This is a genomic window from Paracoccus suum (assembly GCF_003324675.1).
In the GTDB taxonomy this organism is placed as follows: Bacteria; Pseudomonadota; Alphaproteobacteria; order Rhodobacterales; family Rhodobacteraceae; genus Paracoccus; species Paracoccus suum.
In genome coordinates this window covers 2854321-2866435 of sequence record NZ_CP030918.1, presented here as the reverse complement: position 1 = coordinate 2866435, position 12115 = coordinate 2854321, and the positions used below count along the sequence as shown (strand labels likewise).

The 12115-nt window shown below is 65.9% G+C and carries 11 protein-coding genes; 7 read left to right on the top strand and 4 right to left on the bottom strand.

Going from position 1 to position 12115, the window contains the following annotated elements; genetic code table 11:
- Positions 1-2: 2 nt before the first annotated feature.
- Positions 3-938, bottom strand: a complete 936-nt coding sequence (locus DRW48_RS13980) for a 4-hydroxy-tetrahydrodipicolinate synthase family protein (RefSeq protein ID WP_114076961.1) — start codon at positions 936-938, stop codon at positions 3-5.
- Between the two features lie 140 nt (positions 939-1078).
- Here DRW48_RS13980 and DRW48_RS13975 point away from each other — a divergent pair, with 140 nt between their 5' ends.
- On the top strand, positions 1079-1816 hold the full coding sequence (locus DRW48_RS13975; protein WP_199286112.1) for a TetR/AcrR family transcriptional regulator: 738 nt from the start codon (positions 1079-1081) through the stop codon (positions 1814-1816).
- 206 nt (positions 1817-2022) lie between these two features.
- Here DRW48_RS13975 and DRW48_RS13970 read toward each other — a convergent pair whose 3' ends face one another.
- From DRW48_RS13970 to DRW48_RS13960, 3 genes are read right to left on the bottom strand one after another with little or no spacing between them, the layout of a single operon-like run.
- Complete coding sequence (locus DRW48_RS13970) at positions 2023-3642, bottom strand: ABC transporter substrate-binding protein (RefSeq protein ID WP_277870783.1); 1620 nt, start codon at positions 3640-3642, stop codon at positions 2023-2025.
- Between the two features lie 49 nt (positions 3643-3691).
- Positions 3692-4516, bottom strand: a complete 825-nt coding sequence (locus DRW48_RS13965) for a creatininase family protein (protein ID WP_114076960.1) — start codon at positions 4514-4516, stop codon at positions 3692-3694.
- A gap of 54 nt (positions 4517-4570) precedes the next feature.
- A complete protein-coding gene (locus DRW48_RS13960) occupies positions 4571-5722 on the bottom strand; it encodes an alanine racemase (RefSeq protein ID WP_114077587.1) in 1152 nt (383 codons plus the stop codon).
- A 214-nt stretch (positions 5723-5936) separates the two neighbouring features.
- Here DRW48_RS13960 and DRW48_RS13955 point away from each other — a divergent pair, with 214 nt between their 5' ends.
- Genes DRW48_RS13955 through DRW48_RS13930 form a run of 6 tightly spaced genes read left to right on the top strand, consistent with a single transcriptional unit; the run spans position 5937 to position 12075 of the window.
- Positions 5937-7421 (top strand): ABC transporter substrate-binding protein, encoded by a 1485-nt coding sequence (locus DRW48_RS13955; RefSeq protein ID WP_114076959.1) that lies wholly within the window; start codon positions 5937-5939, stop codon positions 7419-7421.
- A 41-nt stretch (positions 7422-7462) separates the two neighbouring features.
- Entirely contained in the window at positions 7463-8383 is a 921-nt protein-coding gene (locus DRW48_RS13950) for an ABC transporter permease (RefSeq protein WP_114076958.1), read from the top strand.
- Positions 8383-9369, top strand: a complete 987-nt coding sequence (locus DRW48_RS13945; protein WP_114076957.1) for an ABC transporter permease — start codon at positions 8383-8385, stop codon at positions 9367-9369. The genes DRW48_RS13950 and DRW48_RS13945 overlap by 1 nt, the downstream gene beginning before the upstream one ends.
- Positions 9366-10355, top strand: a complete 990-nt coding sequence (locus DRW48_RS13940; RefSeq protein WP_114076956.1) for an ABC transporter ATP-binding protein — start codon at positions 9366-9368, stop codon at positions 10353-10355. Before DRW48_RS13945 ends, DRW48_RS13940 begins: the two co-directional genes overlap by 4 nt.
- Complete coding sequence (locus DRW48_RS13935; RefSeq protein ID WP_114077586.1) at positions 10352-11341, top strand: ABC transporter ATP-binding protein; 990 nt, start codon at positions 10352-10354, stop codon at positions 11339-11341. Before DRW48_RS13940 ends, DRW48_RS13935 begins: the two co-directional genes overlap by 4 nt.
- Entirely contained in the window at positions 11338-12075 is a 738-nt protein-coding gene (locus DRW48_RS13930) for a sulfite exporter TauE/SafE family protein (RefSeq protein ID WP_162784779.1), read from the top strand. Before DRW48_RS13935 ends, DRW48_RS13930 begins: the two co-directional genes overlap by 4 nt.
- Positions 12076-12115 lie beyond the last annotated feature (40 nt).

Genomic DNA, 12115 nt, shown 5'->3' with positions numbered 1-12115 from the left:
CCTCAGGCGGCCACGTCGGAGATCGCCACCGGCTTCAGACCGTATTTGCGATCGAGGCCGAGGTCCTTGAAGATCGCGACGCCTTTGGCCAGCGCCTGAGGATCGAGCGGGCGCAAGGGCTTGCGCAGTTCGCCCACCGGGAAGCCGACGGCCTTCATCAGCGACTTCACCGCAACCGGGTTGATCGCGGAATAGGTGAAGTGCAGCAAGGGCAGCAGGTTCAGATAGCCGTCCTTGAACCCCTCGGCCTCGCCATAGCTCGTCCATGGGCGCGAGATCACGGCCATCTCGGCCGGGGCGAGGTTGCCGGTCATGTTGGCAGTGCCGTGGCCGCCAAGACTCATCGTCGGAACCACGAGACCGAGGTTGGGGCTGTCGCAGCACATCACCGACACGTCCGGGCGGCCAGCCAGCACTTGAGCCACCTGGCCGACGCGAGCGGTCGATTCCTTGTGGATCACATAGTTCGGGTGCTTGAAGATGCGCAGCAGGTTGTCCCAGTGCAGGTCGCTCTTGACGCGCGGGGGGTTGTTGTAAATGCCCAGCGGCAGGTCGGTCGCGTCCGCAACGTCGAGGAAGAAGCCCTCGATATCCGCCTCGGGGGCGCAGATGTAGGCGGGGGCGGCAAGGATCGCGCCGTCGGCGCCGTTGTCCTTGGCAAAGCGCACCGCCTCGATGGTCGATTCGGTGTTGTTGCCGGTGCAGCCGTAAAAGATCGGCATGTCGTCGGTCTTCATCTTGGCCGTCTGGCGGATGATTTCCTTTTTCTCGTCGGGCGAGAGCATCGAGCTTTCGCCCGTCGAGCCCATGATCAGGATCGCCCCGGTGCCGTGTTCGCGCTGAAAGGACAGCAGGGACCTGAAGGCCTCGAAATCGACGGACCCGTCCTTGTTGAACGGGGTGACCATCGCAACGAAAGAGCCGGTTAGCTTGCGCATGCATGTCTCCTTTGGCGCTGTCGAATGGATGGGACGTCGCTGGAGTGGCCGCCGACCGCCTGAAACGGCCACTTCAATTGCCTGATTGATATTCAGCGCAGAACGCTTCCCGCCTGTCAACGTCGATGTTATGCAGCGATATGGAACGCATTGACGACGGCGCCGAGGCCGCAATCTCTCAGGACGACGCGGTCGCCCCGATGACCGCAGAGCGGGCCGATCCGCGCTCGCGGATCATTAGCGCCGCGCTGGAGGTGTTCGCCGCCGAGGGGTTCGAGCTGGCGACCCTGCGCGCCATCACCGACAAGGCGGGCGTCAATATAGCTGCTGTGAACTATTATTTCGGCTCGAAAGACGAGTTGCTTCGCACCGTCCTCGAGGTGCGGATGGTCCCCTATGTCGCCGCCCGCCTCAAGCTGCTCGACCTGGCCTGCCAGCAGAGCGGGCCGGAGGGGCCGACGCTGGAGGCCATCGTCGAGGCGCTGGTCCGGCCGATGGTCCGGCTGAGCCGCGACCCGTCGGGCGGCCGTTCGCTGATCCGCATGATCCTGCAGGCGCGCGCTCGCCCGCGCGAGGAGACGGTGCGCGTTTTCGTCGAGGGCGTCGATCCCGTCGTGCATCGGTTCATCGACGCGTTCAGCAGGGCCTTGCCGCATGTGCCGCGAGACGAGATCTTCTGGCGCTACAATTTCGCGCTGGGCGCGACAATGCAGGTGCTGACCGATTCCGACCCCAACGCCATGCGCCTCAAGCGACTGTCAGGCGGGCTGTGCGATACCGACAATGATGAGATTGTCATTGACGAGTTGACCCGGTTCATCTCGGCCGGGTTCAGGGCGCCCCCGACAGGCACGGCGGCGCAGCGCGCGAGCGCGTGATCTGGGCGGAAGGGCGGGTCACTCGGGCGGCAAGCATCAGTTGCCCACGTGGCACGACTGGACAGCCAATCCATAACCGCTGAACTCAACGGAGTCTGATCGGAGGCGGCATTAACTCCGTCCACGAGCGACTCAAGACAGCACGGGACTAGCCATGAAAAAGCGCCGGCGCGAACGCCGGCGCTTCAAGTCTCAGTCCTTCGAGGTCACTCCTCGATATCGACGGTGTCGAAACGGTGCGCGCCCAAGGGGTCCATGACGTAGTTCTTGACCTTCTTGGACAGCGGCAGAACGACCGTCGAATGGGCCAGGGGAACCCAAGGCGCCTGGTCGCTGATAATCAGCTGCGCTTCCTCGTACAGCTTGGTGCGCTCGGCGCGGTCCGAACTGACGCGGGCCTTCTGCAGCAACTCGTTCAGCGGCTCGTAGCACCAGTTCGAGGTGTTGCCTCCGCCGACCGCGGAGCATCCGAAGAAGAAGCTGAGCGAGTTGTCCGGATCGCCGTTATCGCTGGTCCCGCCCAGGATGACCGCGCCATCGCGGTTCGGATCGCGCGCCTTCTTCAGATACTCGCCCCATTCGTACGAGACGATCTCGGCGGTGATGCCGACCTTTTCCAGGTCGGACTGGATCAGTTCGGCCGCGCGGCGCGCGTTCGGCATGTAGGGACGGCTGACCGGCATCGCCCAGACCTTCATCTTCAGGTCCTTGACGCCTGCCTCGTCCAGCAACTTCTTGGCCGTTTCAACGTCGTGCGGATAGCCGGGGACCGAAGCGTTATAACCCCACATGGTCGGCGGCAGGACGCTTTTGGCCACCTGGCCCTGGCCCTGATAGACCGCATCGACGATCGCTTGGCGGTCGATCGCCATGTTGATGGCGCGGCGCACCTCGACCTTGTCAAACGGCGGCATGCCCGAGTTGAAGGCGAGGTAGGCGATGTTGAGGCCGGGCTCCTCCATCACGGTCAGATCGGGGTTGGCTTTCAGCGAGGGAACGTCGGCAGGGGCCGGGTAGGCCGCGACCTGGCATTCGCCGGCCTGCAGCTTCTGCATGCGGGTGGTGGCGTCGGTCGCGATGGCAAAGATCAGGTTGTCGATTTTGGGCGCGCCGGCCCAATAGTCAGGGTTCGCGGCAAAGCGAACGGCGCTATCGATCTGGTAGTCGACAAAGCGGAACGGGCCGGTGCCGACCGGCTTGCGATCCAGGTTCTCGCGGTGGCCCGCGGCGTCCAGCGCGTCGGCATATTCCTTGGACACGATCGAGCCGAAATTCAGCGCCAGCTTCGAGGGCAGCGACGCATCGGGCTGGTTCAGAACGAACTTGACCGTGTAGTCGTCGACCTTGACGATCTCCTTGATGATCGAGCCCATTTCGATGCCGTTGAACATCTCCCATGTCGCGGCCGGGACATAGGTGTTCCACGGATCCTTGGTGTCCAGCTGGCGATTGAAGCTGAAGAGGACATCGTCGGCGTTGAAATCGCGCGTCGGCGTGAAATCATCAGTGGTGTGGAACTTCACGCCCTGGCGCAGCTTCAGCGTGTATTCCTGACCGTCGTCGGAAATGGTCCAGCTTTCCGCCAGCCCGGGAATGACATTGGTGGTGCCGGGCTCGAACTCCATCAGGCGGTCGTAGATGGTTTCGGACGACGCGTCCCAAGTGCTGTTGGAGGTATAGAGCGCCGCGTCAAACCCCTCGGGCGAGCTTTCCGAGCAGTAGACCAGCGTTTTCGCCATCGCAGGGGCAAACGCAACGCTGGACATCAGCGCCGCAGCGCAGAGGGGCAACAGGCTCGCGCGGCGGCGCGGGAACTTCAGGACCATGGAGAACTCCAATGAGGGTGAGGGTCGTTAGTAAGAGGCGGCAGGCAGGCTAGTCGGCCCTGCCTGCGGTCGTTCCCTGGCCGCGGCCGGGGGCCCAGACCGGGTCGGGGGTGGTCCACAGGACATCGTTGCGGATCAGCTGCGCCAGCAGATCGGCGTGCAGGTCGAGGAAGCGCTCGCCCTTTTCGGCGGTGGCGCTGCGCGGGTCCCCCCAGGTGCCGGTGACCGGCGCGCGCTCGGCGAAGGAATAAAACCGCGAGACATCCGCGGGCACGTCGACCGGATGGTCCTGATTGCCGAAGGCCTGGCCGAACAAGCCGGTCTTGACCGCATCGCCCATGGCGGCGAGCATCACCGAGGCCTCGCCCTCGCATGCGTGGTGCACGCCAGTATCGACATCGAGGATCTCGCGCACCTGGTCGGGGGCCAGCATCCAGGGCGTCGTGGCGACGATGGGCATGGCGAATTCGACCGCCAACTCACGCACGGCGACGGCCAGCGGCTCCATATTGCCGCCGTGGCCGTTGACGATCAGCAGCCGCGCAAAGCCCAGCGCCCTCAGCGAGCGGACGATGCAGCGGATCACCCGGCTCAGCGTGTCATAGTCGAGTGTGATCGTGCCGCCGAAAGGCAGGTGATGCTCGCTCATCCCCAGCCACAGGCCGGGCAGGACGGCGACGGGCGTGTCGGCCGACACCAGCCGCGCGGCACGGAGGGCGGCGGCCGACGCGCTCGCCGTATCGGTGCTGACCGGCAGGTGCGGGCCGTGCTGTTCCAGCGAGCCGATGGGCAGGATCGCGAGCGCCCCAGCGTTACCGGCGATCGCGCGCAGATCGGGGGCGGTCATGCGCGCCCACTCAACTTCCGTTTTCATCTTGGGCCTTTTTGCAGGATTGAACTTGGCTTACGGCGGGATCCCAGGCCTCCGTCAGGTCTGGCGCCCCCGCGCGTCGACGCGCAGGACCACGGTCCTGCCGTCCGCTTGGCGCAGGTTGACGCTGTCGAACTGAGCCATGACCGCGCAGGAATGGTTCGGGAAAATACGCACGCGGCTGCCGATGTCGGGTGCGGTATCCGAAAACCGGACAAAGCCATGCTCCTCCGACAGCCGCTCGACCTCCCACGCGCGGCCGGTGCCGTCCATGCTGACGGCGAGCCCGAAGCCGCTGCCGCCAGAGCCATGCGCGCCGAGGTCCGACGACAGGGATTTCGAGCCCGCGTCGACGATGAAATGTTTGTCGTTATGGGCAACGACCGTCGCGATGACGGCGAGCGCCAGATCGTCAGGCGCGCAGATGTCCAGCCGTAGCGCAGTGCGATCCAGAAAGGCGTAGTTGCCGGGCCGGATTTCGGTCACGCCCCTCGGGATTGGTGCACCGAGGCATGTGGGCGTCGCACCGACGGAAATCTCCGGTACCTCGATGCCCGCTTGCCGCAGCCGGCCTGCCAGCTCGCAGAGCGCCGCCGCCTCGGCCTCGGCGATGGACGCCAGTTCCGCCAGGCTCTTGCTGCCATAGGAATGACCCGCGTGGGAGAGCAGGCCCAGAAAGGTCAGGTGGGGGCGGCGATCGACCTCAGCAGCTAGCCGAATCGCGGCCTCGTCCTGCGGCTTGACGCCGACCCGGCCGAGACCGACGTCGACTTTGAGGAACACCGGCAGCCGCACGCCCTGCGCTGCGGCTGCGTTGCCAATGGCCTCGACCCCGGCCTGATGCGCCACGATCAGGCGCAACTCGGTGCCGCGAAGGGTGGCCGCGCGGACCAACTCCGTGATCGATTCCGGCCGCACGACCGGATAGGCGAGCGTCAGCGAAGGCACCCCCGCCTCGACAAAGACGAGCGCCTCGGCCGGCTTCGAGGCGGTCACGCCCACCGCGCCGAGATCCAGCTGGCGACGCGCGATGGCAAGGCACTTGTGGGTCTTGATATGGGGACGGAGCGCCAGGCCGGCGGCCTCGGCCCGGGCCTGCATATGGCCCAGGTTGCGCATCAATCCCTGCTCGTCGATCTCGACATGCGGCGTCGGCAGTCCGGCGGCTTCGGGGCGAAGAAAATGGGTGAACGTCCCGGGATCAGTCATGTTCTCTCCGCCAAAGGGGTGCTTGCGCATACGCTGGCACCCGGATTCCGCCTGTCCCCAAAGGGGCGGCGCGGCGCAGACAGGCGCAAAAAGATGGGCGCTTCAATTCTGCCATTTCGCGCACGGCGTGCTTTACCCGGGGCGGCATTTCAGTTGAGACTGCCGTTACGTCATATTCACATTCAAATCTAGAGATAAGAACAGGGATTCAGACATGAGCGTCCTTCGCCCCGTCAAGCGTGCAGTTGCCGGCCTCCTCCTCGGTACCGTTCTGGCTGCGCCGGTCTGGGCGCAGCCGATTGTGATTGCCATCGGCTCCGAGCCGTCGACGCTGGACCCGCAACTGCGCGACGATGGCGGCGAGCGTGCGGTGAACGACAACATCTACGAGACGCTGATGGCGCGGACGCCGACGGGCGAGTTGGTCCCCGGCCTTGCGGCGGCGGCACCCACCCAGGTCGATGCCACGACCTGGCAGTTCAAATTGCGCGACGGGGTCAAATTCCACAACGGTGAGCCGTTCAACGCCGACGCGGTAGTTGCCTCGGTCGCGCGGATCATCGATCCGGCGAACAAGTCCGAGCAGATCGCCTATCTCGAGACCATCGAGGGCGCGACCAAGGTTGACGATCTGACGGTGAACGTGACGACCAAGGGGCCGGACCCGATCCTGCCCTCGCGCATGTACTGGATGAAGATCATTCCGCCCGGATATGCCACCAGCGGCGATCTGGCCGGTGCGCCGGTCGGGACGGGTCCCTACAAGTTCGACAGCTGGAACCGCGGAACTGACCTCAAGCTGGTCGCCAATGCCGACTACTGGGACGGCGCGCCGCAGATCGCCGAAGTGACCTATCGCTTCGTCCCCGAGCCGGGCACCCGGCTTTCCGGACTGACCGCGGGCGAGTTCGACCTGATCACCTCGCTGCTGCCCGAGTTCACGACCAGCGTGCCCAAGTTTGCCGCCGTCCCGGGGCTGGAGACCTCGGTCATCGTGCTGGGGACTGACAACGAAGTAACCAAGGACCCCAAGGTGCGCGAGGCGCTGAATCTTGCGATCGACCGCAACGCGATGGCCGAAGGCATGTTCATGGGCTACGCCACCGTCGCCAAGGGCACCCATGTGAACCCTGCCGCCTTCGGCTATAACGCGAACCTCGAACCCTATGCCTACGACCCCGAGCGTGCACGCGCCCTGATCAAGGAGGCTGGCGCCGAGGGCAGGCCGCTGGTGCTGGTTGGCGAATCCGGCCGCTGGCTGAAGGACCGCGAACAGATCGAGGCGGTCGCCGCCTACTGGGGCGAGACCGGCCTGGCGGTGCAGACGGAAATCCAGGAGTTCTCGCAATACCTCGACAGCCTGATGGGCGACGGCCCGCGCCCCGACGCGATCTTCATCGCCAACTCGAATGAGTTGCTCGATGCCGACCGCGAGATGAGCTACATCTACCACAAGGACGGCAAGGCCTCGTCCAACTCGAATGCCGAGATGGCGGCGATGATCGATGCCGCCCGGTCCGAAACGGACGTCGCCAAGCGCCAGGGCCTTTACGAGCAGGTTCAGAAGATGGGCCGCGACCTGAATTACACGGTGCCGCTGTTCAACCTGAACGACATCTACGGCATGTCCGAGCGGCTCGACTGGAAGCCGCGGGTCGATGCCAAGCTGATGGTCAAGGAAATGAAGGTGACTGAATAACGCGCGTCTGCGCGCCGTCAGATCGACAGGGATAGCCCTAAGTGCTGCAATTCGTCCTCAAGCGCCTTGTCCAGGGCCTGCTGGTGGTCCTGGCCGTTACTTCGATCGTGTTCGTGGTGACGCGAATGGTGGGCGATCCGGTCGCGCTGATGCTGCCGCTGTCGGCCAGCGACGCGCAGCGGACCGAGTTCTCGGCCGCGATCGGCCTCGATAAGCCACTGCTGCAACAATATCTGCGGTTTCTCGGTGACATCGCCACGCTGGATTTCGGCGACAGCCTCTGGCAGCGCCGGCCGGCGATCAACGTGGTGGCCGAACGGCTGCCGAACACGCTGCTGCTGATCTCGGCCGGGCTTGGCACCGCGGTCGTCCTGTCGATACCGCTGGGCGCCATCGCGGCCCTGCGGCCGGGCGGGATGGTTGACCGGATCACCGTCTCGGCCGGGTTGCTGGGCCTTGCCATGCCGCAGTTCTGGCTGGGGCTGATGTTCATCATGATCTTTGCGGTCAAGCTGAAGTGGTTGCCGACCTCCGGCATGGGCACGCCGGCGCATCTGGTCCTGCCCGCGCTGACCTTGGCGCTGACCCCGCTCGCGCGCTTTACGATGATGGTGCGCGCGGCGATGATCGACGAGCTGAACAAGCCCTATATCAAGACCGCGAGGGCCAAGGGCCTGACGCTGCCGCGCATCCTGAGGGTGCACACCCTGCGCAACATCTTGGTGCCGTTTCTGTCGATCTCGGGGTGGGAGCTGATCACCGCCCTTTCGGGCTATACCGTGGTGGTCGAGACGGTGTTTGCCTGGCCGGGCTTGGGACTGACGGCCGTGCAGGCCATCCAGCGCGGCGATCTGTTCCTGATGCAGGCCATCGTCTTTGTCATCGCCTTCCTCGTCGTCCTGATCGGGATCGCCATGGATATCGTGGCCAAGGCGATCGACCCGCGGATGGAGCTTAACTGATGGCCCCGCCCGCGCTGCCCGGCGCAGAGGGCACGCCTGAGGATGCGCCCGCGCCGCGCGGCGTGAACCCGGCACCCTGGCGTCAGCTTCTCGCCGAACTGGCGCATGACAAGGGGGCGCTCATCAGCCTGATCGTCGTTCTGCTGGTCGCCGGCACCGCGATCCTCGCGCCGCTGCTGGCGCCCTATGATCCGGCCGCGCAGTCGATCATCGCCCGCCTCAAGCCGCCGGTCTGGGACGCGCGCGGCAATTGGGCGCATATTCTCGGCACGGATAACCTCGGCCGCGATGTCCTGTCCCGGCTGATCTGGGGCGCGCGCCTCACCCTGACCATCGCCCTTGCGACCAGCCTGATTGCGGGTGCGTTCGGCACCCTGATCGGCCTCTGGGCTGGTTACCGGGGCGGGCGCACAGACAGCATCCTGATGCGCCTTGTCGATATCCAGATTTCCTTTCCCGGAATCCTGCTGATCCTGCTGGTCGTCGGCGTGATCGGACCGGGCGTGTGGACGTTGGTCGGTGTTCTGGCGATCACGAACTGGATGGTCTACGCCCGCCTGGTGCGCAACGTGGTGTCCAGCACCCGCGCGCTACCCTATGTCGAGGCGGCCGAGATCGTCGGCTGCCGTCCCGGCCGGGTCATCATTCGCCACATCCTGCCGAACCTCGTCTCGGCGCTGATGACCCTCGCCATCCTGGAGTTCACCAACATCATTCTGGCCGAGGCCGCGGTCTCGTTCCTCGGCTTCGGGGTGCAGCCGCCCCAGACCTCCTGGGGCCTCGATGTGGCGTCGGGGCGCGACTATTTGTTCATCGCCTGGTGGCTGGTGACCTTTCCCGGCCTCGCGATCGTCGCGACCGTGCTGTCGCTGAACCTCTTTGCCAACTGGCTGCGCGTGACCACAGACCCGGAGGAGCGGGAAAAGCGCTTTGCCCGGCGCATCACGGCACGTCGCCGCCGGACCAGACCGGTCCCGCAACCATGAGCGCGCCCGTCCCCTTGTTGCAGGTGGACAACCTGCAGGTCGCCTTCGACACCCGCGCCGGGACTGTTTCTGCCTTGCGCGGCGTCGATTTTACCGTGTCCGAAGGCGAGACCTTGGGGATCGTCGGCGAATCCGGCTCGGGCAAGAGCGTGACCGCCCAGGCGATCATGGGCCTAATCGATGCGCCCGGCAGGATCGAAGGCGGGGCAGCGCGCTGGCGCGGCGTCGACCTGACCGGTCCCGGCGCTGCCGCTCGAGGGCGCGCGATCTGGGGCAAGGAAATCTCGCTGATCTTCCAGAACCCCATGACCTCGTTGAATCCGCTCATGACCGTCGGCGCGCAGCTCTGCGAGGTGATGGAATTGCACGGCGGCCTGACCCATGCGCAGGCCCGCACCCGAGCGGCAGAGCTGCTGGCCGAGGTCGGAATCGCCGGCCCCCTCCGCCGGCTGAGTCAGTTCCCGCATGAGCTGTCTGGCGGCATGCGCCAGCGGGTGATGATCGCCATGGCCATCGCCTGCGAGCCCAAGCTGCTGATCGCGGACGAGCCGACCACCGCGCTCGACGTCACGATCCAGGCGCAGATCCTTGAACTGCTCGACCGACTGCAAAAGCAACTTGGCCTCGCCATCGTGCTGATCACCCATGACCTCGGCGTGGTGGCCGGCCTCTGCCACCGGGTTGCCGTCATGTATGCCGGCCGCATTGTCGAGACGGGCGGCGTGGACCAGATATTCGAGGCGCCCGCGCATCCCTACACACAGGGCCTGATCCGCTCGACCCCCAGCCTCGAGGATCAGCAGGCGCGGCTGGTCGCGATCGACGGCAGCCCGCCCAGCCTGTTGCACCCGCCGCCGGGATGCCCGTTTCTGCCGCGTTGCCCCATAGGCGATCCCCTGTGCCAGGCGCCGCAAAGGCTGCTGCCAAATGGCGAAGGGTGGGTCGCCTGCCGCAAGGCGGGCACGCCCGCCTGGGGCGCCGCATGAGCGTGGGGTCTGCCAGCACTCTGTCAGTCGAGGGCCTCAGCGTCGATTACGCGCTGGCGCGCGCCGGACTCTTCAAGCGGCATTCGGTGCGCGCGGTGTCAGACGTCAGCTTCGACGTGGCACCCGGCGAGACGCTGGGACTGGTGGGCGAGTCCGGCTCGGGCAAGACCACGGTCGGGCGCGCGGTCCTGCGCCGCATCCCAGCCGCCGAGGGGCGCATCCGCTTTCAGGGGCAGGACATCACCCGCCTGACGGGCGAGCCGCTGCGCCGGTTGCGCGCGCATATGCAGCTTGTCTTGCAAGACCCCTACACCTCGCTGAACCCGCGCATGCGGGTGGCCGACATTCTGGCAGAGCCGCTGATTGTGCATGGCCTCGTGCGCAGCACTGCGGAGGCGGCCCCGCGCATTCGCGAGTTGCTGGACCGGGTTGGCCTGCCCAGCGACGCAGCGGAACGCTACCCGCACAGCTATTCGGGCGGACAGCGCCAGCGGATCGGCATCGCCCGCGCCCTTGCGCTGAACCCCCGGCTTATCGTCGCAGACGAGCCGGTCTCGGCGCTCGATGTCTCGGTCCGCGCGCAGGTGGTCAACCTGATGCAGGACTTGCAGCGCGATCTGGGGATTTCTTATCTTTTCATCGCCCACGACCTGTCTGTGGTGCGCCATATCTCGCACCGCGTCGCCATCATGTATGCAGGGCGCATTGTCGAAATCGCGCCGAGAGAGGCTATCTATCAGTCCCCGATCCATCCCTACACCGTTTCCCTACTGTCGGCTGTGCCGGTAGCGAACCCGCGCCTGCAGCGGGCCCGAACGCGCATTGTGAACCCGGGCGAGCCGGTGGACATCGCCCGGCCGCCCGCCGGATGCCGGTTCCACCCGCGCTGCCCGCTGGCAACCGAGCAGTGTCGGATCGAAGCGCCCCCGCTGGAGCGCAAGACGCCTGATCACCTTGCCGCCTGCTGGAATCGAAACGGGCCGTGATCGATCTGCTTCTCAGTTGGCCCGGGCTTGTCTCTGCACTGGTCCTGGTCGCGGCGGGCGCGATCCAGGGGTCGACCGGCTTTGGCTTCAACATGCTCGCCGCGCCAGTGCTCGCCATCATGATCCCGTCCTTTGTCCCCGGCGCGATGATCACGCTGGCCATGGTGGTCAGCATCGGCGGCGCGCTGGTCGAGCACTCCGACATTCACCGCCGCGATCTTCTTGCGGCGCTGTCAGGACGGCTGGTCGCGGTGATGGCCGCCGCGCTGGTGCTTGGCATGCTGGCGCCCGAGGCCTTCGCGGCGATCTTTGGACTGGGCGTTTTGCTGGCTGTCGGCCTGAGCCTGTCCGGCTGGCACGTCAGGCCGAGCGCCCGCAACCTGTTCATCGCCGGTGCAACCTCGGGCTTTATGGGCACGCTGACCTCGATTGGCGCGCCGCCGATGGCGCTGGTCTACCAGAACACCGGCGGCGCGCGGATGCGGGCAACGCTCAATGCGTTCTTCGTGCTGGGCAGCCTGATGTCGGTCGGGGCGCTGATCTGGGCCGGCCGTTACGGCCTGCGCGACCTCGCCCTGGCGGCAACGATGCTGCCGTTCGCGTTCCTGGGCTTTCTGTTTTCTGGCTGGGGACGGCGGATGATGGACAAGGGTCAGGTGCGGCTGGTGATCCTGACGGTATCGACGCTGTCGGCCATCGTTCTGCTGGCGCGGGCGTTTGGGTTTACCGGCTGACGCGGCCCCGAGTTGCACGGCTAGACGCCCGGGTTGGGCG

Excerpts from the sequence above, each read along its gene's own strand:
- DRW48_RS13980 (WP_114076961.1), bottom strand. The coding sequence starts at position 938 with ATGCGCAAGCTAACCGGCTCTTTCGTTGCGATGGTCACCCCGTTCAAC.
- DRW48_RS13975 (WP_199286112.1), top strand. The coding sequence starts at position 1,079 with ATGGAACGCATTGACGACGGCGCCGAGGCCGCAATCTCTCAGGACGAC.
- DRW48_RS13970 (WP_277870783.1), bottom strand. The coding sequence starts at position 3,642 with ATGGTCCTGAAGTTCCCGCGCCGCCGCGCGAGCCTGTTGCCCCTCTGC.
- DRW48_RS13965 (WP_114076960.1), bottom strand. The coding sequence starts at position 4,516 with ATGAAAACGGAAGTTGAGTGGGCGCGCATGACCGCCCCCGATCTGCGC.
- DRW48_RS13960 (WP_114077587.1), bottom strand. The coding sequence starts at position 5,722 with ATGACTGATCCCGGGACGTTCACCCATTTTCTTCGCCCCGAAGCCGCC.
- DRW48_RS13955 (WP_114076959.1), top strand. The coding sequence starts at position 5,937 with ATGAGCGTCCTTCGCCCCGTCAAGCGTGCAGTTGCCGGCCTCCTCCTC.
- DRW48_RS13945 (WP_114076957.1), top strand. The coding sequence starts at position 8,383 with ATGGCCCCGCCCGCGCTGCCCGGCGCAGAGGGCACGCCTGAGGATGCG.
- DRW48_RS13940 (WP_114076956.1), top strand. The coding sequence starts at position 9,366 with ATGAGCGCGCCCGTCCCCTTGTTGCAGGTGGACAACCTGCAGGTCGCC.
- DRW48_RS13935 (WP_114077586.1), top strand. The coding sequence starts at position 10,352 with ATGAGCGTGGGGTCTGCCAGCACTCTGTCAGTCGAGGGCCTCAGCGTC.